At 63.1% G+C, this 21467-nt stretch carries 30 protein-coding genes; 25 read left to right on the top strand and 5 right to left on the bottom strand.

Annotation, left to right across the window (positions count from 1 at the left end; all coding sequences use genetic code 11):
* Positions 1-210: 210 nt before the first annotated feature.
* From rplN to rplQ, 18 genes are all read left to right on the top strand, one after another.
* Positions 211-579, top strand: a complete 369-nt coding sequence (gene rplN / locus AC6CIE_RS24455; RefSeq protein ID WP_006216531.1) for a 50S ribosomal protein L14 — start codon at positions 211-213, stop codon at positions 577-579.
* Between the two features lie 11 nt (positions 580-590).
* A complete protein-coding gene (gene rplX / locus AC6CIE_RS24450; protein ID WP_008168975.1) occupies positions 591-911 on the top strand; it encodes a 50S ribosomal protein L24 in 321 nt (106 codons plus the stop codon).
* A 12-nt stretch (positions 912-923) separates the two neighbouring features.
* Positions 924-1463 carry a 50S ribosomal protein L5 gene (rplE, locus tag AC6CIE_RS24445; protein WP_008168978.1) on the top strand — a complete coding sequence of 180 codons (540 nt, stop codon included), beginning with the start codon at positions 924-926 and terminating at the stop codon, positions 1461-1463.
* 12 nt (positions 1464-1475) lie between these two features.
* Complete coding sequence (gene rpsN, locus AC6CIE_RS24440) at positions 1476-1781, top strand: 30S ribosomal protein S14 (RefSeq protein WP_006216527.1); 306 nt, start codon at positions 1476-1478, stop codon at positions 1779-1781.
* Positions 1782-1791: 10 nt separating this feature from the next.
* Positions 1792-2187, top strand: a complete 396-nt coding sequence (gene rpsH / locus AC6CIE_RS24435; RefSeq protein WP_006216525.1) for a 30S ribosomal protein S8 — start codon at positions 1792-1794, stop codon at positions 2185-2187.
* Between the two features lie 12 nt (positions 2188-2199).
* Positions 2200-2733, top strand: a complete 534-nt coding sequence (gene rplF, locus AC6CIE_RS24430; protein WP_062838799.1) for a 50S ribosomal protein L6 — start codon at positions 2200-2202, stop codon at positions 2731-2733.
* 21 nt (positions 2734-2754) lie between these two features.
* A complete protein-coding gene (gene rplR / locus AC6CIE_RS24425; RefSeq protein ID WP_008168985.1) occupies positions 2755-3120 on the top strand; it encodes a 50S ribosomal protein L18 in 366 nt (121 codons plus the stop codon).
* Between the two features lie 15 nt (positions 3121-3135).
* The gene (gene rpsE, locus AC6CIE_RS24420; RefSeq protein ID WP_008168987.1) at positions 3136-3657 is read left to right on the top strand and encodes a 30S ribosomal protein S5; all 522 of its coding nucleotides are present in this window, start codon (positions 3136-3138) and stop codon (positions 3655-3657) included.
* Positions 3658-3660: 3 nt separating this feature from the next.
* Positions 3661-3846, top strand: coding sequence for a 50S ribosomal protein L30 (gene rpmD, locus AC6CIE_RS24415; RefSeq protein WP_006216520.1), 186 nt, complete (start codon positions 3661-3663; stop codon positions 3844-3846).
* A 9-nt stretch (positions 3847-3855) separates the two neighbouring features.
* Positions 3856-4296 carry a 50S ribosomal protein L15 gene (rplO, locus tag AC6CIE_RS24410; RefSeq protein WP_175124781.1) on the top strand — a complete coding sequence of 147 codons (441 nt, stop codon included), beginning with the start codon at positions 3856-3858 and terminating at the stop codon, positions 4294-4296.
* Between the two features lie 13 nt (positions 4297-4309).
* Positions 4310-5635 carry a preprotein translocase subunit SecY gene (gene secY, locus AC6CIE_RS24405; RefSeq protein WP_056327063.1) on the top strand — a complete coding sequence of 442 codons (1326 nt, stop codon included), beginning with the start codon at positions 4310-4312 and terminating at the stop codon, positions 5633-5635.
* Positions 5636-5643: 8 nt separating this feature from the next.
* Complete coding sequence (gene infA, locus AC6CIE_RS24400) at positions 5644-5862, top strand: translation initiation factor IF-1 (RefSeq protein ID WP_003806927.1); 219 nt, start codon at positions 5644-5646, stop codon at positions 5860-5862.
* Positions 5863-5896: 34 nt separating this feature from the next.
* Complete coding sequence (gene rpmJ, locus AC6CIE_RS24395) at positions 5897-6010, top strand: 50S ribosomal protein L36 (protein WP_003806928.1); 114 nt, start codon at positions 5897-5899, stop codon at positions 6008-6010.
* Between the two features lie 43 nt (positions 6011-6053).
* A complete protein-coding gene (rpsM, locus tag AC6CIE_RS24390) occupies positions 6054-6419 on the top strand; it encodes a 30S ribosomal protein S13 (protein WP_008168996.1) in 366 nt (121 codons plus the stop codon).
* Between the two features lie 15 nt (positions 6420-6434).
* Positions 6435-6836 (top strand): 30S ribosomal protein S11, encoded by a 402-nt coding sequence (gene rpsK / locus AC6CIE_RS24385; protein ID WP_006216516.1) that lies wholly within the window; start codon positions 6435-6437, stop codon positions 6834-6836.
* Positions 6837-6847: 11 nt separating this feature from the next.
* Entirely contained in the window at positions 6848-7471 is a 624-nt protein-coding gene (rpsD, locus tag AC6CIE_RS24380) for a 30S ribosomal protein S4 (protein WP_175124780.1), read from the top strand.
* A 229-nt stretch (positions 7472-7700) separates the two neighbouring features.
* Positions 7701-8687, top strand: a complete 987-nt coding sequence (locus AC6CIE_RS24375) for a DNA-directed RNA polymerase subunit alpha (protein WP_008169002.1) — start codon at positions 7701-7703, stop codon at positions 8685-8687.
* A gap of 186 nt (positions 8688-8873) precedes the next feature.
* Positions 8874-9266: a 50S ribosomal protein L17 gene (rplQ, locus tag AC6CIE_RS24370; protein WP_006389635.1), complete on the top strand. Its 393-nt coding sequence runs from the start codon at positions 8874-8876 to the stop codon at positions 9264-9266.
* Between the two features lie 106 nt (positions 9267-9372).
* Here the strand turns inward: rplQ and AC6CIE_RS24365 are convergent, their stop codons facing one another.
* Complete coding sequence (locus AC6CIE_RS24365; RefSeq protein ID WP_175136922.1) at positions 9373-9837, bottom strand: HIT family protein; 465 nt, start codon at positions 9835-9837, stop codon at positions 9373-9375.
* Between the two features lie 122 nt (positions 9838-9959).
* Here AC6CIE_RS24365 and cutA point away from each other — a divergent pair, with 122 nt between their 5' ends.
* From cutA to AC6CIE_RS24350, 3 genes are all read left to right on the top strand, one after another.
* On the top strand, positions 9960-10307 hold the full coding sequence (cutA, locus tag AC6CIE_RS24360; RefSeq protein ID WP_452003217.1) for a divalent-cation tolerance protein CutA: 348 nt from the start codon (positions 9960-9962) through the stop codon (positions 10305-10307).
* A complete protein-coding gene (gene dsbD, locus AC6CIE_RS24355; protein WP_452003214.1) occupies positions 10307-12202 on the top strand; it encodes a protein-disulfide reductase DsbD in 1896 nt (631 codons plus the stop codon). The genes cutA and dsbD overlap by 1 nt, the downstream gene beginning before the upstream one ends.
* A gap of 205 nt (positions 12203-12407) precedes the next feature.
* Positions 12408-13289, top strand: a complete 882-nt coding sequence (locus AC6CIE_RS24350; protein ID WP_175124858.1) for a DMT family transporter — start codon at positions 12408-12410, stop codon at positions 13287-13289.
* 78 nt (positions 13290-13367) lie between these two features.
* Here the strand turns inward: AC6CIE_RS24350 and hemB are convergent, their stop codons facing one another.
* Together hemB and yihA are read right to left on the bottom strand one after the other, a co-directional pair.
* Complete coding sequence (gene hemB / locus AC6CIE_RS24345; protein ID WP_239216356.1) at positions 13368-14384, bottom strand: porphobilinogen synthase; 1017 nt, start codon at positions 14382-14384, stop codon at positions 13368-13370.
* On the bottom strand, positions 14381-15004 hold the full coding sequence (yihA, locus tag AC6CIE_RS24340; RefSeq protein ID WP_056571052.1) for a ribosome biogenesis GTP-binding protein YihA/YsxC: 624 nt from the start codon (positions 15002-15004) through the stop codon (positions 14381-14383). The genes hemB and yihA overlap by 4 nt, the downstream gene beginning before the upstream one ends.
* A gap of 264 nt (positions 15005-15268) precedes the next feature.
* Here yihA and AC6CIE_RS24335 point away from each other — a divergent pair, with 264 nt between their 5' ends.
* The 3 genes from AC6CIE_RS24335 (at position 15269) to ccsB (ending at position 19526) form a co-directional block, all read left to right on the top strand.
* Complete coding sequence (locus AC6CIE_RS24335) at positions 15269-15970, top strand: c-type cytochrome (RefSeq protein ID WP_175124857.1); 702 nt, start codon at positions 15269-15271, stop codon at positions 15968-15970.
* A gap of 119 nt (positions 15971-16089) precedes the next feature.
* Positions 16090-18171 carry a cytochrome c biogenesis protein ResB gene (locus AC6CIE_RS24330; protein WP_175124775.1) on the top strand — a complete coding sequence of 694 codons (2082 nt, stop codon included), beginning with the start codon at positions 16090-16092 and terminating at the stop codon, positions 18169-18171.
* An 8-nt stretch (positions 18172-18179) separates the two neighbouring features.
* Positions 18180-19526 (top strand): c-type cytochrome biogenesis protein CcsB, encoded by a 1347-nt coding sequence (ccsB, locus tag AC6CIE_RS24325; RefSeq protein WP_175136918.1) that lies wholly within the window; start codon positions 18180-18182, stop codon positions 19524-19526.
* Between the two features lie 72 nt (positions 19527-19598).
* Here ccsB and lysA read toward each other — a convergent pair whose 3' ends face one another.
* Both lysA and lptM read right to left on the bottom strand, forming a co-directional pair.
* Complete coding sequence (gene lysA, locus AC6CIE_RS24320; protein WP_498094357.1) at positions 19599-20891, bottom strand: diaminopimelate decarboxylase; 1293 nt, start codon at positions 20889-20891, stop codon at positions 19599-19601.
* Complete coding sequence (gene lptM / locus AC6CIE_RS24315; protein ID WP_239216358.1) at positions 20888-21055, bottom strand: LPS translocon maturation chaperone LptM; 168 nt, start codon at positions 21053-21055, stop codon at positions 20888-20890. The genes lysA and lptM overlap by 4 nt, the downstream gene beginning before the upstream one ends.
* A gap of 55 nt (positions 21056-21110) precedes the next feature.
* Between lptM and cyaY the strand changes: the two genes are divergently transcribed.
* Complete coding sequence (gene cyaY / locus AC6CIE_RS24310) at positions 21111-21440, top strand: iron donor protein CyaY (protein ID WP_175124771.1); 330 nt, start codon at positions 21111-21113, stop codon at positions 21438-21440.
* The last annotated feature ends 27 nt before the right edge of the window (positions 21441-21467 follow it).

Genomic DNA, 21467 nt, shown 5'->3' with positions numbered 1-21467 from the left:
TTAGCCGAAGGTTAGGTGAGCGCGTCGGGGGGAATACCCGCAGGATTTCAACCCAGGGTCGTTGCGTTGCCACCAGTTGCTGGTCCAGTAGTACGGACTTGCCGACAAAAAAGCAGGGCGGCTGACCTGACGGGACCAAAACTGGCAGGAATTGCAGTGTTCCCTTGTTGGGAAAACCGTATTTCCAGTTAAGTTGGAACAGGAAAAATCATGATCCAAATGCAGACCACGCTGGACGTGGCCGATAACACTGGTGCGCGTCATGTCATGTGCATTAAGGTGCTCGGTGGCTCCAAGCGCCGTTATGCCGGTATCGGCGACATCATCAAGGTGAGCGTCAAAGATGCGGCTCCGCGCGGACGCGTCAAGAAAGGCGAAATTTACAATGCCGTGGTGGTTCGTACCGCCAAGGGCGTGCGCCGTAAAGACGGTTCGCTGATTCGTTTCGGTGGCAATGCCGCCGTGTTGCTCAACGCCAAGCTGGAGCCTATCGGCACCCGCATCTTCGGACCCGTTACGCGTGAACTGCGTACCGAGAAGTTCATGAAGATCGTGTCGCTGGCCCCGGAAGTGCTGTAAGGAGCCCTACGATGAACAACATTCGTAAAGGCGACGAAGTCATCGTCCTGACCGGCCGCGACAAGAAGCGTCGTGGCACGGTGCTGGCCCGCGTTGGCGCCGACCACGTTCTGGTCGAAGGCGTCAACGTTGCCAAGAAGCACGTGAAAGCCAACCCGATGGCTAACAACCCGGGCGGGATTGTCGAAAAGACCATGCCGATCCACATCTCGAATGTGGCGCTCTTCAACCCCGCAACCGGTCGTGGCGACCGCGTGGGCGTTCAAGAAGTCGAAGGTCGCAAGGTCCGCGTGTTCCGTTCCAATGGTGCCGTTGTCGGCGCCAAGGCGTAAGGGGCGATAGACATGTCTCGTTTGCAAGATTTCTACAAGAGCAAGGTCGCTGGCGACCTGCAGGCCAAGTTTGGCTACAAGAGCGCAATGGAAGTGCCGCGCATCACCAAGATCACCCTGAACATGGGTGTCTCGGAAGCGGTCTCCGACAAGAAAGTCATCGAGCACGCTGTGTCGGATCTGACCAAGATCGCCGGCCAGAAGCCCGTCGTGACGAAGACCAAGAAGGCTATCGCCGGTTTCAAGATCCGCGAAAACTACCCGATTGGTTGCATGGTCACGCTGCGTGGTCAACGCATGTACGAATTCCTGGATCGCCTGGTGGCGGTTGCGCTGCCTCGCGTGCGCGACTTCCGCGGTATCTCGGGTCGTGCGTTCGACGGCCGTGGCAACTACAACATCGGGGTGAAAGAGCAGATCATTTTCCCCGAAATCGAGTACGACAAGATCGACGCGCTGCGTGGGCTGAACATCAGCATCACCACCTCCGCCAAGACCGACGAAGAAGCCAAGGCGCTGTTGACGGCCTTCAGCTTCCCGTTCCGTAACTAAGGGGCTGATGACGTGGCTAAACTTTCCCTCATCAATCGCGACATCAAGCGCGCCAAGCTGGCTGACAAGTTCGCTGCCAAGCGCGCTGAGTTGAAGGCGATCATCGACGACCAGTCGAAGACCGACGAAGAACGTTACCAAGCTCGGCTCAAGCTGCAACAGCTGCCGCGCAATGCCAACCCGACGCGTCAACGCAACCGCTGCGTGGTCACCGGTCGTCCTCGCGGCGTGTTCCGCAAGTTCGGCCTGACGCGCCACAAACTGCGTGAAATGGCGATGAAGGGTGAAATCCCCGGCATCACCAAGGCCAGCTGGTAGGAGAAACAATATGAGCATGAGCGATCCCATCGCCGATATGCTGACCCGCATTCGCAATGCGCAGCAAGTGGACAAAGTTACGGTGAGCATGCCCTCCTCGAAGCTGAAGGCGGCTATTGCCGCTGTGCTGAAAGACGAAGGCTACATCGACAGCTTTGAAATCAAGGGCACCCAGGCCAAGCCTGAGCTCGAGATCACCCTGAAGTACTACGCTGGCCGTCCGGTCATCGAGCGCATCGAACGCGTCTCGCGCCCTGGTCTGCGTATCTACAAGGGCCGTACCAGCATTCCTCAGGTCATGAACGGCCTGGGCGTGGCTATCGTTTCGACCTCGCGCGGCGTCATGACCGACCGTAAGGCTCGCGCCAACGGCGTCGGCGGCGAAGTGCTGTGCTACGTGGCCTAAGGAGAAATTCGAATGTCACGTATCGCTAAGTATCCGGTCGAACTGCCCAAGGGTGTCGAAGCTGACATCAAGCAGGATCAGATCACTGTCAAGGGCCCGCTGGGCTCCCTGACCCAACCCCTGACTGGCGACGTCACGATCTCGCTGGACGGTGGCAAGCTCACGTTTGCCGCTGCCAACGATTCCCGTCACGCCAACGCCATGTCGGGCACCGTGCGCGCGCTCGTGGCCAACATGGTCAACGGCGTGAGCAAGGGATTCGAGCGCAAGCTGAACCTGGTCGGCGTGGGTTACCGCGCCTCGGTTCAAGGCGACGCCGTTAAGCTGCAGCTCGGTTTCTCGCACGACGTTTTGCATCAGTTGCCGGCCGGTATCAAGGCCGAATGCCCCACCCAGACGGAAATCGTCATCAAGGGCTCCAACAAGCAAGTCGTCGGTCAGGTGGCCGCTGAAATCCGCGCGTACCGCGAACCCGAACCCTACAAGGGCAAGGGCGTGCGTTACTCGGACGAACGCGTCGTCATCAAAGAAACCAAGAAGAAATAACGGCGCACGCAAGGACGAATCATGGACAAAAAAGTTTCCCGTTTGCGTCGTGCGGTTCCGACTCGCCGGAAGATCAACGAGCTGCGCGTTCATCGCCTCTCGATTTTCCGCTCGAACCAGCACATCTACGCCAACATCATTTCGCCGGAAGGCGATCGCGTTCTGGTCAGCGCCTCGACGGTGGAAGCCGAAGTGCGTGCGCAACTGGCCGGCCAAACCGGTCAGGGTGGCAACAAAGCCGCTGCGACGCTGGTTGGCAAGCGCGTGGCCGAAAAGGCCAAGGCTGCCGGTATCGAACTGGTCGCTTTCGATCGCTCGGGCTTTCGTTACCATGGCCGCGTCAAGGCGCTGGCCGATGCCGCGCGTGAAGCCGGCCTGAAGTTCTAAGCGAGGATCTGTCAAATGGCTAAAGTACAAGGCAAGAACGCCGCGGAAAAAGAGAACGATGACGGCCTCCGCGAAAAGATGATCGCGGTCAACCGCGTGAGCAAAGTGGTCAAGGGTGGTCGCACCATGAGCTTTGCCGCGCTGACCGTGGTTGGCGATGGCGATGGCCGCATCGGCATGGGTAAGGGCAAGGCGCGTGAAGTGCCGGTGTCCGTTCAGAAGGCCATGGAACAAGCCCGTCGCGGCATGTTCAAGGTCGCTCTGAAGAACGGCACGCTGCACCACACCGTGGTCGGCAAGCATGGCGCCGCTACCGTGCTGATTTCGCCCGCTGCTGAAGGTACTGGCGTTATCGCCGGCGGCCCGATGCGCGCTATTTTCGAAGTGATGGGTGTGCGTAACGTGGTTGCCAAGAGCCTGGGCTCGAGCAACCCCTACAACATGGTTCGCGCCACGTTGAACGGCCTGCGCGCCTCCCTGACCCCGGCCGATGTTGCTGCCAAGCGCGGCAAGACGGTCGAAGAGATCCTGGGGTAAATCATGGCTCAGAAGCAGATCAAAGTGACCCTCGTGCGCTCGGTGATCGGTACCAAGCAATCGCACCGTGATACGGTTCGCGGTTTGGGCTTGGGCCGCATCAACAGCAGCCGCGTGCTGGTCGATACGCCCGAGGTGCGTGGGATGATCCGTAAGGTGGATTATCTCGTTTCCGTCTCGGAAGCCTAAGGAATCACCATGTCGGATATGCAACTTAATACGCTGAAGCCCGCCGAGGGCTCCAAGCACGCCAAGCGCCGCGTCGGCCGTGGCATCGGTTCGGGTCTGGGTAAGACCGCCGGCCGTGGTCACAAGGGTCAGAAGTCGCGCTCGGGCGGTTTCCACAAGGTTGGCTTCGAAGGCGGTCAAATGCCGCTGCAACGTCGCCTGCCCAAGCGTGGTTTCACCCCGCTGGGTCAACACCTGTATGCACAAGTTCTCTTGTCGGACCTCCAGGCCCTGCCCATCGATGACATCGATGTGCAAGCGCTGAAGGCGGCCGGCGTGATTGGCCAGGCGGTTCGTTACGCCAAGGTCATCAAGTCTGGTGAACTCTCGCGCAAGGTCGTGCTCAAGGGCATTACCGCGACGGCCGGCGCTCGCGCCGCCATCGAAGCCGCGGGCGGCTCGCTTGCTTGATCAGAGGTGACGAGTGGCTAACGCGCAGGCATTGGGCAAATCCGGAGCACGATACGGCGATCTGAAGCGCCGTCTGGTGTTCCTGGTGCTCGCCCTGGTGGTTTACCGTTTGGGTACACACATCCCGGTTCCGGGTATCAACCCGGACGCGCTGGCGGACTTGTTCCGTCAGAACCAGGGCGGGATCCTGGGCCTGTTCAACATGTTCTCGGGCGGAGCGCTCTCGCGTTTCTCGATTTTTGCCCTGGGGATCATGCCGTACATTTCGGCATCCATCATCATGCAGTTGATGTCGGTGGTGGTGCCGTCGCTGGAAGCGCTCAAGAAAGAGGGCGAATCCGGCCGTCGGAAGATTACCCAATACACCCGCTACGGCACGGTCGTGCTGGCGCTGGTGCAAGCCGTGGGCATTTCGGTGGCGTTGGAGTCTCAGCAGGGACTGGTGATCGATCCGGGCATGCTGTTCCGCTTCACGACCGTCGTGACTTTGGTCACTGGCACCATGTTCGTCATGTGGCTGGGTGAGCAGATCACGGAACGCGGTCTGGGCAACGGGATTTCCATCCTGATCTTCGCAGGTATCGTGGCGGGTCTTCCCGCGGCGCTGGCTGCACTGTTGGACCTGGTCCGCACCAACGCGATGTCTGTGCTTTCGGCACTGTTCATCGTGGCTCTGGTGGTGCTGGTTACCGCTTTTGTGGTGTTCGTGGAACGCGGACAGCGCAAGATCACGGTGAACTACGCCAAGCGTCAGGTCGGCAACAAGGTCTACGGTGGTCAAAGCTCGCATTTGCCGCTGAAGCTGAACATGGCAGGGGTGATTCCGCCGATCTTCGCGTCGTCGATCATTCTGTTCCCGGCCACGATCACGAGCTGGTTCTCCAGCAGCGAGAACATGCGCTGGCTTAGCGACCTGGCTGCGGCCCTGTCGCCTCGTCAACCGCTCTACATCACGCTGTACTCGGTCGCGATTATTTTCTTCTGCTTTTTCTACACGGCTCTGGTTTTCAACAGCCGCGAAACGGCGGACAACCTGAAGAAGAGTGGTGCGTTTGTTCCGGGCATCCGTCCGGGCGAGCAAACGGCGCGCTACATCGACAAGATCCTGATGCGTTTGACGCTCGCAGGTGCCATCTACATCACGTTGGTGTGCCTGTTGCCGGAATTCTTGGTGATGCGCTGGAACGTTCCCTTCTACTTCGGTGGTACGTCTCTGTTGATCATTGTGGTGGTGACGATGGATTTCATGGCGCAGGTTCAGGCCTACATGATGTCTCACCAGTACGACTCGTTGCTCAAGAAGGCCAACTTCAAGGGCGCGGGTTTGCCGATGCGGTAAGCAAAAGAATGTCCAAGGACGACGTCATTCAGATGCAAGGTGAGGTTCTTGAGAACCTCCCGAACGCGACATTTCGCGTCAAGCTCGAAAACGGCCACGTGGTGTTGGGCCATATTTCCGGCAAGATGCGTATGCATTACATCCGGATCCTGCCGGGTGACAAGGTCACAGTGGAGCTCACGCCCTATGACCTGACGCGAGCCAGGATTGTTTTCCGCTCCAAGTGAGCGAAACCGGATTACGGAAAATTAGGAGTCAACCATGAAAGTAATGGCATCGGTTAAGCGGATCTGCCGCAACTGCAAAGTTATCAAACGTCACGGCGTGGTGCGCGTTATCTGCACCGACCCGCGTCACAAGCAGCGTCAAGGCTAACTCGGGTTAGCGACTACGCAACGGATTTATTCAAGGAACAGTCATGGCCCGTATTGCTGGCATTAACATTCCGCCGCAACAGCACGCCGAGATCGGCCTGACCGCCATTTTTGGCATCGGTCGTACGCGCGCTCGCAAGATTTGCGAAGCGGCAAACGTACCCTTTGACAAAAAGGTCAAGGATCTGAGCGACGCTGAATTGGAACGCGTCCGCGAACATGTTGGTTTGTTCACGGTTGAAGGCGACCTGCGTCGTGAAGTACAGCTCTCGATCAAGCGTTTGATCGACCTGGGAACCTACCGCGGTATGCGTCACAAGCGCGGTTTGCCCGTGCGCGGCCAGCGCACTCGCACCAACGCCCGGACCCGTAAGGGCCCGCGTCGTGCTGCTGCGTCCCTGAAGAAATAATCGAGGAACAGGATTATGGCGAAAGCTTCCACCAGCGGCGCTTCGCGCGTGCGCAAAAAGGTCAAGAAGAACGTCTCGGACGGCATCGCGCACGTTCACGCTTCGTTCAACAACACCATCATCACCATCACCGATCGTCAGGGCAACGCACTGTCGTGGGCCACGTCGGGCGGTGCTGGCTTCAAGGGTTCGCGCAAGTCGACCCCGTTTGCCGCGCAGGTTGCCGCTGAAACGGCTGGCCGCGTTGCGCTCGAGTACGGCATCAAGACGCTGGAAGTCCGCATCAAGGGCCCCGGTCCTGGCCGCGAGTCGTCGGTCCGTGCGCTGAACGCGCTGGGCATCAAGATTTCGTCCATCGCCGACATCACGCCCGTTCCGCACAACGGCTGCCGTCCGCCGAAGCGTCGTCGTATCTAAAGGGAATCCACATGGCACGTTATATTGGACCCAAATGCAAGCTCTCGCGCCGCGAGGGTACTGACCTGTTCCTGAAGAGCGCCCGCCGCTCGCTGGATTCCAAGTGCAAGCTGGATTCCAAGCCTGGCCAACACGGCCGCACTTCGGGTGCCCGCACTTCCGACTACGGCCTGCAGCTGCGCGAAAAGCAAAAGCTGAAGCGCATGTACGGCGTGCTGGAAAAGCAATTCCGCAAGTACTTCGCTGAAGCCGAGCGTCGCCGTGGCAACACCGGCGAAACGCTGATCCAGCTGCTGGAATCGCGTCTGGACAACGTCGTCTACCGCATGGGCTTCGGCTCGACGCGCGCCGAAGCTCGCCAGCTGGTGAGCCACCGCGCCATCGAACTGAACGGCCACACGGCTGACATCGCTTCGATGCTGGTCAAGGCTGGCGACGTCGTCTCGGTTCGTGAAAAGGCCAAGAAGCAAGGCCGTATCAAGGAATCGCTCGACCTGGCCACCAGCATCGGCATCCCCCAGTGGGTGGAAGTCGACGCGGCCAAGCTGACCGGCACGTTCAAGTCGGCCCCCGATCGCGCTGACGTCGCTCGCGACATCAACGAATCGATGGTCGTCGAACTGTACTCGCGTTAATCACGCCTGCCGGCGCCTCCTTCGCAAGGTGCTGGCAAGCTGGTCACGCGACCCGGTTGACCCGTTAGCAAGTCCCGCAGCAGCCCGCTTTCGCCATTTGGTGGAGCGGGCTTTGCGGTAAGTATCGGGCAGCGTTTTTGCGCCGCCCATGGTTTGAGCATCAAGTCTCACCCTGTCCATCAGCCTTATCGGTGTAACGAGCCGAGGGTATTGAAAAGGAACACAGTAAATGTCCACTCAAGGTTTCCTGAAGCCGCGCTCCATTGAAGTCGAACCGGTCGGCACGCACCATGCCAAGATCGTGATGGAGCCGTTCGAGCGTGGCTACGGTCACACGCTGGGCAACGCCCTGCGCCGCATCCTGCTGTCTTCGATGACCGGCTACGCGCCGACCGAAGTCCAGATGACGGGCGTGGTGCACGAATACTCGACCATCCCGGGCGTTCGCGAAGATGTCGTCGACATCCTGCTGAACCTGAAGGGCGTGGTCTTCAAGCTGCACAACCGCGACGAAGTGACGCTGGTTCTGCGCAAGTCCGGCGCCGGCACGGTGCTGGCCAGCGACATCGAGCTGCCGCACGACGTCGAGATCATCAACCCCGGCCACGCCATCTGCAACCTGACGGAAGCAGGCAAGCTGGAAATGCAGATCAAGGTCGAAAAGGGCCGCGGCTACGTGCCGGGCAACGTGCGCGCGCTGTCGGAAGACCGCACCCACACCATCGGCCGCATCGTTCTGGACGCGTCGTTCAGCCCGGTCCGCCGCGTGAGCTACGCCGTTGAAAGCGCCCGCGTTGAACAACGCACCGACCTGGACAAGCTGGTCCTGGACATCGAAACCAACGGCGTCATCTCGCCCGAGGAAGCGGTGCGCCAGTCGGCCCGCATCCTGATGGACCAGATCTCGGTCTTCGCCGCCCTGGAAGGCGCTGGCGATTCGTACGAAGCCCCGGTCCGCGGCACGCCGCAGATCGACCCGGTGCTGCTGCGTCCGGTCGACGACCTGGAGCTGACGGTGCGTTCGGCCAACTGCCTGAAGGCCGAAAACATCTACTACATTGGCGACCTGATCCAGCGTACCGAAAACGAGCTGCTCAAGACCCCGAACCTGGGTCGCAAGTCGCTCAACGAGATCAAGGAAGTGCTGGCTGCACGTGGCCTGACGCTCGGCATGAAGCTCGAGAACTGGCCGCCCCTGGGCCTGGAGCGTCCGTAAGTCTTGAAAGGGTGCCGCCCCTGAAAAGGGGCGTCTCCCGCAGCGCCCGGCCTCACCGCCGGGCAGTTTGCGAAATCGTCGTAAAATGCCCCGTTTTCTACCGGACCGCAGCCTGATTGCAGGCTGATAGAAGAGCCGGCAACCCGATGGCGGAAACGCCTTCTTTAGATTCAAAGGAAACTTATCATGCGTCACGGTAATGGCTTGCGTAAGCTCAACCGCACCAGCAGTCACCGTCTTGCCATGTTCCGCAACATGGCCGTTTCGTTGATCACCCACGAAGCCATCAAGACCACGCTGCCGAAGGCGAAAGAATTGCGCCGCGTCATCGAACCCCTGATCACGCTGGGCAAGGAGCCCACGCTCGCGAACAAGCGTCTGGCTTTTGCCCGTCTGCGCGATCGCGATGCGGTTGTGAAGCTGTTTGCCGAAATCGGCCCGCGCTACGCGGCCCGTAACGGCGGCTACACCCGCGTGCTGAAGATGGGCTTCCGTCAAGGCGACAACGCTCCCATGGCTTTCATGGAACTGGTTGACCGTCCGGAAGTCGATGAAGCCGCTGAGGACAGCGCCGAGTAATTTCGGCAGCTAGATAAGCGACAAGGGCGGGTCTTCGGACCCGCCCTTGTTTTTTTTGGCGTCGCGATGGGGCGCTGCGATTCGCGATGAGGCGCGAATCCACCGATCAGGCGTTGCCCCCATCCTCGCGTTCGCGCCCGCCGCGCAACTGCCCCCGAAGCTCCGCGGCTGTGGCGGCCAACACATCCTGGGGCGGCTGAGGCGGCATCCTGAAAGTCAGGTCCTGCTGCTCGATGTACTGCGTGGACGTCACGTCCTGCGGGTGATGCATCGGAACGACATGGGCGTGCGCGTGCGCGACATGGATGCCCGTGAACGCAAATCCCACGCGCTCGACGCCGTACAGGCGTTTCATCTGGCGGCCCAACCGCTGGCCCAGGTTGACGATGCTGGCGGCAAGGTCAGCCGGCATGTCTTCGTAATAGGGATAGTGCTGCTTGGGAATGATCAGCGTATGCCCGGGGCGCACGGGCTGGATGTCGAGGAAGGCCAGCAGGCGATCGTCTTCGTGGATGACGTGCGCGGGAATCTCGTGACGGGCGATGCGGCAGAACAGGCAGTTGTCGGACATGCTTGCCTCGGCGTGTAAGAGGGCGGCGCGGCGGCCTGGCGCGCGGCGGTTCCGGGAAGGTGGCCGCAATACCGATAAAATACCGCGAGTTACATCCCACGCGGGTATCCCAAGGAGGCTCCATGTTGCGCGATGACGACGTCGTGCTGGTCATCAGCAATGCGCCGGACCTGTTGCTGGCCAAACGCATTGCGCACGTGCTCGTCGAAGACGGACTGGCCGCGTGCGTGAACCTCGGCGCGCCCGGGTTGTCCATCTACCTGTGGAACGGAGAGGTCGAAGGGACGGAAGAAATCCCCATCCAGATCAAGACGACCTACGCGCGGCATGCCGCCGTCGTGCAGGCCTTGTCGAAAATGCATCCCTACGACGTTCCCGAGGTCATCGTGCTGCCGGTCATCGCCGGCGCAGCGCCATACCTGGACTGGGTGCGCGAGCAGACGGCCATTACGCAGAACAAGAGAAACTGATGTTGCAACTTGCCGGTACGGTCGGCGCGCGCGGACGCGCCGAGAGCGCGACCTCCCCCTTTTTCAGGCACTGCCTGATGCTGCTGGCGATGGCCATCCTGCTGTTCGGATGGCAGGCTGCCGCGCGCGCGGATACCGAGTTCCTGGAGCCTGAAAAGGCGTTCGTGTTCAGCGCCAACATGGCGTCCGCGGACACGCTGGAGCTGCACTACAAGGTCGCGCCCGGCTATTACATGTACCGCGAGCGCTTCGCCATTGCCATCAGCCCCGCCGATGCCACCACGTTGGGCGAGGCCGTTTATCCCAAGGGCGAGGTCAAGTACGACCCGACCTTTGAAAAGGACATGGAAGTCTTCCACAAGGACGTGACGATCCGCGTCCCGGTGGGAGCCGGCGGACAGCCGTTCACGCTGACGCTGACGGGCCAGGGCTGCGCGGATGCCGGCCTTTGCTATCCGCCGATGGACAGCACCGTGAAGCTCACGCCTGTGGCAGGTGGATATACGGTGGCGGGCACGGGGCTTGGCGGGGCGTTGGCGCCGCAAGCGGCTTCCGGCGGCTTGTCCGCGCTGGTCAATGCCGGAGACACGGGCCTGGCCGACGCGCTGGGTGGCCTGGGATGGATCAAGACGGCTGGCGTGTTTCTGGTGCTGGGCCTGTTGCTGGCTTTCACGCCGTGCGTGCTGCCCATGATCCCCATCCTGTCGTCCATCGTGCTGGGCGGCGCGCAGCAGGAGCGGCCTAGCCGCGGACGCGGATTGGCTTTGGCCGCCACCTACGTGCTGGGCATGTCGGTGGTGTACACCGCGCTGGGCGTGGCAGCCGGCCTGAGCGGCGCGGGGCTCGCGGCCTGGTTGCAGACGCCGTGGATCCTGACCCTCTTTGCCATCCTGCTGACCGTGCTGGCGCTGGCGATGTTCGATGTCTTCACGTTCCAGATGCCGTCGGGTGTGCAGGCGATGCTGTCCGAGCGCTCGTCGCGCGTGCCGGGCGGACGCTACACCGGCGCCCTGGTCATGGGCGCCTTGTCGGCGCTGATCGTCGGCCCGTGCGTGGCCGCGCCGCTGGCCGGCGCCCTGCTGTATATCTCGCAGACCGGGGACGTGGTCCTGGGCGGATCGGCGCTGTTTGCGATGGCATGGGGGATGGGCGTGCCGCTGTTGATCGTCGGCGCGTCGTCGTCCGCCTTGCTGCCCAAGGCCGGACCGTGGATGGACGGCGTCAAGCGGCTGTTCGGCATGCTGCTGCTGGCGACCGCGTGGTGGATGCTGATTCCCGTCGTGCCCACCTGGGTCCAGATGACGGGGTGGGCGTTCCTGGCTGTCGTGTCGGCCGTGATGCTGCGCGCCTTCGACGCCTTGCCGCAAGGCGCGGGCGCCGGGCGCATGTTCGGCAAGGGCCTGGGCTTGTTGCTTGCCCTGGCGGCCGCGGCGTGGCTCGTCGGTGCGGCCAGTGGCGGGCGCGATGTGCTGCAGCCGCTGTCGCACTTGGCCGCGCGCGGCGATGCGCCGGCTGCCGGCGCCGCCACTGCGGGCGAGGTCCATTTCACGCGTGTGCGCAGCAATGCCGAGCTGGACGCGCTGCTGGCGCAAAGCACCCGGCCGGTGATGCTGGACTTCTATGCGGACTGGTGCGTGTCGTGCCGCGAGATGGAGCGCTTCACCTTCACGGATCCGGGCGTCGCGCAGCGCATGGCGGGCATGGTGCTGGTGCAGGCGGATGTGACCGCGAACAATGCCGACGACCGCGCGCTGCTCAAGCGCTTCCGGCTGTTCGGCCCGCCGGGCATCATGTTCTTCGAGCCGGGCGGTAAGGAAATCGCGGATGCGCGCGTAGTGGGCTTTCAGGACGCAAAGCGCTTCACGGAATCGCTGGACCGCGTGCTCGTGCGTTGAGGGACGAGCACGCTGGCGGCGGGGCATGCGCCAGCGTCTGATGCGCGCAACGCAACGATGCTTGCGTTGAATCAAGAAAGGGCGCGATATACCATGATCGCTTCGCTGCCCGCGCGGCGCATCCCACTCCCTCCAGGCCGGCGCCGTGACGTCCCCCACCGTTGATGCAAGTCAGGACCGGAACGGTCTGATTTATCTTCAATTGATGTTCGTCATGGCCACGTGGGGCCTGAACATCGTCTCCATCAAGTATCTGACCCAGCACATGGACATCCAGGCGCTCGCCGCCGTTCGGATCGTCATTGCGTTCATTACCGTCACCCTCATCATCAAGGCGCGCGGCGGCCGTATCCCGAAGTTGGGTAGCGCGCAGCTGGGCTGGGTGGCGCTTGCCGGCTTTCTGGTCGTGTATGCGCACCAGGTGGCGTTGGTGTCGGGTTTGCGCGTGTCGTCGGCGGCCAACGGCACGCTGATCATGGCCACCAGTCCGTTGCTGTCCGCCTTTCTTGCCGCCATCTTCTACCGAGAAAAACTCACGGCGACTCGCATTGCCGGCGCGCTGCTCGGCCTCCTGGGCGTCGGCATGGTGGTGGTGGGCAGCGGCGCGCAGCTCGGGTTGACCGGCTGGGGCGATGCCGTGGTGTTCGTGGCCGTGCTGGTGTTCGTGTTTGGCGGCCTCGTCATCCAGCGGATGTCACGCATGATGGATCCGCTGGGGATGCTCTGGTACATGTACCTGGCCGGCGGCGTGATGCTGGTGGGACATGCCGCGCTGACGCCGTCGTCGTACCACGCTGAGACGTGGCAGATGGCATGGTGGCCTTGGGCGGTGCTGATGTTTTCGGCGGTGGTCGCGTCCGGTATCAGCAACATCGTGTGGAACGCGGGCATCGCGCGGCTGGGGATCAGCCGCGCCGCGCTGTTCGTGAACTGGCTGCCGATCTTCGGGCTGCTGTTCGCGGCCCTGTTCCTGGACGAGCACGTCACGCTGACGCATGTCGTCGGTCTGGGCTGTGTGCTGGGCGGGACGTGGCTGGGGCTGCGCCGCGGCGCGCAGCCGGCGCGGGCTGCCGCCGCAAAGGCTTGATGGCGGGGGATGCCGGCGTCCTGGCCGGCGGGAGGCGCCGAGCGCAGACGGCCAAAGCCGCCGCGCCCGGAGGTCCTTCTAGCGCTGGTTTTTCAGCAGCTTGGCCGCTTCGATGGCGAAGTACGTCAGGATGCCGTCCGCGCCGGCGCGCTTGAAGGCCAGCAGCGCTTCCATCATGACCTTGTCGTGATCCAGCCAGCCATTGGCGGCGGCCGCCTTGATCATGGCGTATTCGCCGCTGACCTGGTAGGCGAAGGTCGGCACGCGGAACGTGTCCTTGACCCGGCGCAGCACGTCCAGGTAAGGCATGCCTGGCTTGACCATCACCATGTCGGCGCCTTCCTGCAGGTCGCCGGCCACTTCGCGCAGCGCCTCGTCGATGTTGCCCGGATCCATCTGGTAAGCCATCTTGTTGGACTTGCCCAGATTGGTGGCCGAGCCCACGGCATCGCGGAAGGGACCGTAGAACGCGCTGGCGTACTTGGCCGAATACGCCATGATGCGCGTGTGGATGTGGCCGTTGGCCTCGAGCGCGCGACGCACCGCGCCGATGCGGCCGTCCATCATGTCGCTGGGGGCGACCATGTCGACGCCGGCTTCAGCCTGCGTGAGCGCCTGCTTGACCAGGATCTCGACGGTGGGTTCGTTGACCACGTAGCCGTCCGCATCGATGACGCCGTCCTGGCCGTGGCTGGTGTACGGGTCCAGAGCCACATCGCACAGCACGCCCAGTTCCGGGAAACGCGACTTCAGCTCGCGGACCACGCGCGGGATCAGGCCGTCGGGATTGGTGGCTTCGATGCCGTCGGGCGTCTTGAGCGACGGGTCGATGGCGGGAAAGAGCGACAGCACGGGGATGCCCAGCGCCACGCATTCCTCGGCCACGGGCAGCAGCGTGTCCAGCGAATAGCGGACCACGCCGGGCAGGGACGCCACGGCCTGCCGCAGGCCGGAGCCTTCGGCCACGAAGACGGGGTAGATCAGGTCATTGACCGTCAGTGCGTTCTCGCGCACCAGACGGCGGGTGAAGTCGTCGCGGCGCAGGCGGCGGGGGCGGGAAACCGGAAACTCAGGGGTGATGATCTGCGGGTTCATGGTACGACCTTGGGGGAAATCCAATTTTCGATGTGGGCGCCGGCTTCTTCCAGGCCGATGCGCTCAGGCGCCGAGAAGGGAATCGTGTGCAGCGCGCCGATGTCGGCCAGATCCTTGCGGACCGAGAACACGGTGCGCATGCGCTGTCCGTACGGCAGCTTGTCGGCCTTGGTCAGCAGCGCCAGCACCGGGCGGCCGGTGGGGGCAATGAAATTCGCCAGACGCCGGTCCAGTTCCGTCACGCCGCGGCGGATGTCGATGAGCAGCACGATGCCGACGAGCGACTCACGGTCGCGCAGGTAGCCGCCCAGGATGTCCGCCCACTTTTCCTTCTCGTTGCGGGCCACGGACGCATAGCCGTAGCCGGGCAGGTCGACCAGATAGCCGATGTGGGCTTCCGGGTCCAGCGGGTCCGGCAGGCCGAACATGTTGATCAGGCGCGTGCGGCCCGGCGTCTTGCTGGAGAACGCAAGACGGCGCTGGTTGCACAGCACGTTGATGGACGTGGACTTGCCGGCGTTGGAGCGGCCGACAAAGCAGACCTCGGGAGCGCCGGCGGGCGGCAACTGGTCGAGGCGAGCCGCGGAAGTGAGGAAGGAGGCGCGATGTAGGAGGGACACGGATGGCTTTCGATACGGTTGGTTTCGAGCCCTATTGTATAATCCGGCGTTTGCTACAGTGGTCCCCGTGCGCGGAGCCGTCTTTTTTGCTTACTGTTTAGCTGTCATCCAGCCGATAAAAGCCCCTTTCGGGCAGCGCTGACGCAGCTTCGCAGAAAGATCGCAAGCAGGACAAGCAAAACAGGTTCGATACGGTTTTACTGCGAGTGCGGGCAGGCGTGGGCGCCTTTTTGCGCCTTGATCGATGTGATCGTCGAGGTCTTCATGAAGCGTGTGCTGTCCCGGATGTTGGTTGCGAGCGGGCTGTTGCTCGGCGCCTCCGCCCTCTCTGCTACGAGTTTCGCCGCCAATGGCGCTGCGGGCCCGGCCAAACCAGATGCCGCCAAGGGCGGTCAGCTGTTTGACCAAGGCGACGCGGCCCGCGGCATCATTGCCTGTGCCTCCTGTCACGGCGCGGCGGGTAACAGCACCATTCCGGTGAACCCGAACCTGGCCGCGCAGCCGCACGAATACCTGGCCAAGCAGCTTGCCGACTTCAAGGTGAAGGAAGGCGCCAAAGCGCCTGTTCGCAACGGCCCGGGCGGCAATCCCAGCCCCATGACCGTCATGGTGCAGAACCTGACGCCGGCCGACATGCAGAACATCGCGCTGTACCTGGCAACGCAGCCGCTCAAAGAGCCCGCCACGGCTGGCCATGAGAACCTGGTTGAGCTAGGTCAAAAGATCTGGCGTGGCGGTTTGCCAGACCGCAACGTCCCGGCTTGCGCGGCATGCCATTCTGCCAATGGCGCCGGGATTCCCGGTCAGTACCCCCGTCTGTCGGGCCAGTTCCCCGTGTACATCGAAGAGCAACTGAAGCTTTTCCGTAGCGGCGACCGCAAGAACGACGTCATGCATGCCATCGCGGACCGCATGTCGGACGCCGACATCAAGGCGGTGTCGGATTACGCGGCCGGCCTTCGGTAAACGATCGGCCGCAACGTGCGCGGCCGGTCCGCGTTGATGCAACTTGCGCGTGCCGGAACCTCGTTCCGTCATGCACTGTCTATGAGGGGGGTAGCCGATAGCGCGGCCCCCCTTTTTTCATGAATTCGACTCGAACCCACTCCCGCCCCTCTTTGCGCAGCCTGCCAGGCGATCTCTTTGAACTTCTGGGTTCGATGCGTTTTGCCGTCAGCCTGCTGATGTTCATCTGCGTGGCCAGCCTCGTGGGAACGGTGCTGCAGCAGAACCGCTCGTCCAACAACTACATCGACCAGTTCGGCCCGTTCTGGTTTGAAGTGTTCGACAAGTTCTCCATCTGGCACGTCTACAACAGCTGGTGGTTCCTGCTGATCATGGGCTTTCTGGTCGTGTCGACCTCGGTGTGCCTGATCCGCAATGCGCCCAAGATGCTGCGCGACGCCCGGTCGTTCCGCGAGCACGTGCGCGAGGGCAGCTTGCGCGCATTCCCGCATCGCGTGGAAACCACCGAGCCCACCGGCGTGCCGCAGACCGTGACCGGCCTGAAGGCGCTGCTGGGCCGCATGGGGTATGCGGTGCGCGTGCGCGAGGACCAGGATGGCGTCCTGCTGGCCGCCAAGAAGGGCAGCGCGAACCGCCTGGGTTATGTGTTCGCCCACGCGGCCATGGTCATCATCTGTATCGGCGGCCTGCTCGACAGCGAGTTGCCGGTGCGCCTGCAGGTCATGTTCGGCGGCAAGCAGCCCATCGTCGACAACATGCTGATCTCCGAAGTGCCGGAAAGCGGCCGCCTGTCGGTCAACAACCCGAGCTTTCGCGCCAGCGTCCTCGTGCCCGAGGGCGGCCAGGCCAGCACCGCGGTCGTGATGGTGGGTGACGGCGCCCTGGTGCAGCCGATGCCCTTCACGCTCAAGCTCAAGAAGTTCGTTGTCGACTATTACTCCACCGGTATGCCCAGCCGCTTCGCCAGCGAAGTCGAGGTCACGGACCCGGACACCGGCAAGACCTTCGATTCCACCATCGAGGTCAACGAACCGCTGCGCTTCAAGGGCATGACGGTCTATCAATCCAGCTTTGACGATGGCGGCAGCACGGTCGCGCTCAAGGGTTATCCGCTGGTGGGCGCCAACGACGCCACGTTCTCGGTCGATGGCACGGTCGGCAAGACCAGCGAGCTCACCGCGCAGACGGCCAAGGGCCCGCGCAGCATGGGCATCGAGATCACGGCCATGCGTCCCATCAACGTCGAGGACCTGACCCGGGGTGACCCCAAAGGCGCCGACCAGAGCTTTGCCGAACACGTGGCATCGGTTGCCGGCAGCGCGGCCGGCAAGAAGAACGAGAACCTGCGCAACGTCGGGCCCAGCGTCGAGTACAAGCTGATCGACGATGCGGGCCAGGCGCACGAATTCCAGAACTACATGCTGCCCGTCGAGCTGGACGGCGCGGCCGTGTTCCTGGCCGGCGTGCGCAACAACGCGTCCGAGCCGTTCCGCTATCTGCGCATTCCGGCCGACGACGACAGCACCATCGCTGAATTCATGCGCCTGCGCGCCACCCTGGCCGATCCGGCCGCGCGCAAGGAAGCCGCCCGCCGCTTTGCCGAACGCAACAGCCCATCGGGCGCGGACCGCCAACCGCTGGAGACCGCGGCAGAGCGCGCGCTGGACACCTTTGCCGCTGGCGGCCTGCAGGCCGTCGCGGCTTTCCTGCAAGCCAATACGCCCGCCCCGGACCTTGAGCGCGCGGCCGATGTCGTGATCCGCCTGATCGGCGCCAGCATGAACGAATTGCGTGCCATCGCGCGCGAACGCGCGGGTCAGCCGCCCGTGCCCGTCGAGGGCCAGGAAGGCGAACGCGCGGCGGTGTGGTCGCGTCTGGCGGTGGCGGCGCTGTCCGACCTGACCGTCTATCCCGCGCCGGTGTTCCTGTCGCTGGCCGACTTCAATCACGTGCAGGCCAGCGTGTTCCAGGTCAGCCGCACCCCGGGCAAAAACACGGTCTACCTGGGCAGCCTGCTGCTGGTCCTGGGCGTGTTCTCCATGTTCTACATTCGCGATCGTCGTGTCTGGATCTGGGTCAAGCCGCAAGGCGGCGGCAGCAGCGTCCTGGCGGCCATGACGTCTCAGAAGCGTACACTTGACTTCAATCAAGAGTTTGAACGCTTCAAGCAGGCGCTGCTGCGCCAGAAAAAAGGGTCCTGAGGTTATTTATGTCCACGACGACCACCACGCAACCCCCGTCGCCTGAAACGCTCTGGCAGGACGCCTTATCCGAAACCGGCGACAGCCGCGCGCAACGCGGCAAGCCCGACTGGACCGACATCGTCTTCTTTTTGCTGCTGGCAGCGGGCGCGGGATTCGCGCTGACCCGCTACGGGCACGCGATGGACTACTACGAGAAGATCATCCTGTGCGGCACGGTGCCCGCGGTGGCCTGGCTGGGCTGGCTGTGGCGGCCGCTGCGCCGGCTGATGATCGCCTGTGCGATCTCGTCGGGCCTGGCGCTGATGCTCTATGGCACCGACCTCGCCCGCGCCGAGCAGGTGTTCTTCCTGAAGTTTCTGTTTTCTTCGCAGTCCGCCATTCTTTGGATGAGCGCGCTGTTTGCGCTGTCGATGGTGTGCTACTGGATCGGCCTTTTCAGCCCGACGGCTGCCTGGCTGGGCACGGCGCTGAATTGGGGCGCGGTGTTTGCTGGCGTCACGGGTCTGCTCGTGCGCTGGCGCGAGGGCCATCTGATGGGTCCGGACCTGGGTCATATCCCGGTCAGCAACCTGTATGAAGTCTTCGTGCTGTTTTGCCTCATCACGGCGCTGTTCTATCTGTACTACGAACGCAAGTACGCCACGCGCGCGCTGGGCGGCTTCGTGATGCTGGTGGTCACCTCGGCCGTCGTGTTCCTGCTCTGGTATTCGTTCACGCGCGACGCGGGACAGATCCAGCCGCTGGTGCCCGCGCTAAAAAGCTGGTGGATGAAACTGCACGTGCCCGCCAATTTCATCGGCTACGGCACGTTCTCGCTGGCGGCGATGGTGGGCTTTGCGTACCTGGTCAAGCAGCACGGTCAGACGACGTCGTGGGCCAAGCTGGCGCCGCTGTTCATCCTGGGCGTGTTGCTGTGTGCCGAGCCGATGGTGTTCCGCACCGATGGCCTGTCGGCCACCTGGATGCTGTACTTCGGCGTGGGCGCGGTGATCGTGGGCGCCATTCTTCTGGGCCGCCGCCGCATCGCGGAGGCGCTACCCTCGCTGGAAGTGCTGGACGATATCATGTATCGCGCCATCGCGATCGGGTTCGCGTTCTTCACGGTGGCCACCATTTTGGGGGCGCTGTGGGCCGCCGACGCGTGGGGCGCGTACTGGCAGTGGGACCCGAAGGAAACCTGGGCGCTGATCGTCTGGCTGAATTACGCGGCTTGGCTGCACATGCGGCTTATCAAGGGCCTGCGTGGCGCGATGGCTGCCTACTGGGCGCTGATAGGCCTGTTGATTACGGGGTTTGCGTTCCTGGGCGTGAACATGTTCCTGTCGGGCCTGCACTCGTACGGCCAGCTTTAACGCCGTAAATATCCCGGCAGACGAACGAAGGCCCCTGCATGCAGGGGCCTTTGTCTTTTGCGCGACGCCGGTTCAGGGTAGCAGCGATTCGCCGCGAAGCTGGTCCGCCAAGGTTTCGCGCTGGCGCACGACATAGTATTTGTCGCCGTCGACCATGACCTCGGCCGGGCGCCCGCGCGAGTTGTAGTTGCTGGCCATGGTCATGCCGTAGGCGCCGGCCGATTCCACCGCCAGCACGTCGCCTTGGCGGATGGTCAGCAGCCGCTGTTTGGCGAGCCAGTCGGCGCTTTCGCATACAGGGCCGACGAGGTCGTATTCGGCGGGGTCGCCGGCGCGCGGGTGCAGCGGCTGCACGCCATGGAACGCGTCATAGAGCGCCGGGCGCAGCAGGTCGTTCATGGCTGCGTCGACGATGGCGAAATTGCGGGCTTCGGCATGCTTGATGTACTGGACGGTGGTGAGCAGTACGCCGGCGTTGCCGACGAGCGAGCGTCCCGGTTCCAGCACCAGTTGCAGATGACCTTGGCCGCGCGCGTTCAACCGTTCAAAAACGCGGTCGAGCAGGGCGCGGGGCGAAGGCGGCGTCTCGTCCAGGTAGCGGATGCCCAGTCCGCCGCCCAGGTCCAGGTGTTCGATAGCGATGCCCGCCTGTTGCAGGCTTTCGATCAGGTCCAGCAGCTTTTCGAGGGCATCGAAGTAGGGACTGATGTCGGTGAGCTGCGAGCCGATGTGGCAGTCCACGCCGACGATCCGAAGACCGGGCAGCGACTGCGCAGTGCGGTAGGCCTCGAGCGCGTCGCCGATGGCGATGCCGAATTTGTTTTCCTTCAGGCCGGTCGAGATGTACGGGTGCGTGCGGGCGTCGACGTCCGGGTTCACGCGCAGCGACACGGCGGCGCGCAGGCCCATGTGTGCCGCGACGTCGGACAGGCGGTGCAGTTCGTCGACCGATTCGACGTTGAAGCACTTTACGCCAGCGCGCAGCGCATCGCGCATTTCCCAGGCCTGCTTGCCCACGCCTGAGAACACGATGCGGGAAGCATCGGCGCCGGCGGTAAGCGCGCGATGCAGTTCGCCGCCGGACACGATGTCAAAGCCGGCGCCCAACCGCGCAAATTCGCCGAGCACGGCCAGATTGGAGTTGGCCTTCATGCCATAGCAGACGAGCACCGGACGCGGTCCGATGGCGCTGCAATAGGATTGCCACGCGGCTTTCAGCGCCGCGCGGGAGTAGACGTAAAGAGGTGTTCCCAACCGTTCGGCCAGATGGTCAAGCGGCACATCTTCGGCGTACAACACATTATTGCGGTACTGGAAGTAGGGATGGCCGGCCAGGTCTGGCGGAGTGGGGAACGGTGGCGTCATGGGAGGGTCGGGGCCGGAGGGATCTGCACCGGCGGCGCGGTCTGCTGCGTACTGGCCGGCGCCTTGCTGCCTTCAGGGGGCGGCGGCATGGAGAGCGGCCCCTTGTACCCGCAGGCCGCCACGATGCCGGTCGCCATGAGCGTGGCTACAATGCGAAGAGCCATGCGGCTGTATGCCAATTGGAACACTGGGAACTCCGTAATTCTTGCAGGCTCGATTATGACCGAAACCGAATTTCTTGCGTTGATCGACCAAGTGCTGGACAGCATCGAAAGCCAGGCCGATGACTGGGCGGCTTCGCTCGACGTCGATGTCGAAACCAGCCGCAGCGGCAATGTGCTGACCATGGTTTTCGAGGACAACACCCACGTCGTGGTGAACAGCCAGGCCGCCATGCAGGAGCTGTGGGTCGCCGCGCGCAGCGGCGGCTTCCATTACCGCTTTGATGGCCAGCACTGGAACGATACCCGGGGCGGGCCGCAGCTGCCGGACGCCTTGTCTCAGATCTGCTCCGCTGCCGCCGGCGTCCCCGTGACGATACGGCTGTAAAAAAGGCCGGCCCAGTGGGCCGGCCTT

Source organism: Achromobacter sp. GQ309 (assembly GCF_059759315.1).
Note: the sequence above shows the minus strand (reverse complement) of the source record. Positions and strands in the feature narration are given on the sequence as shown.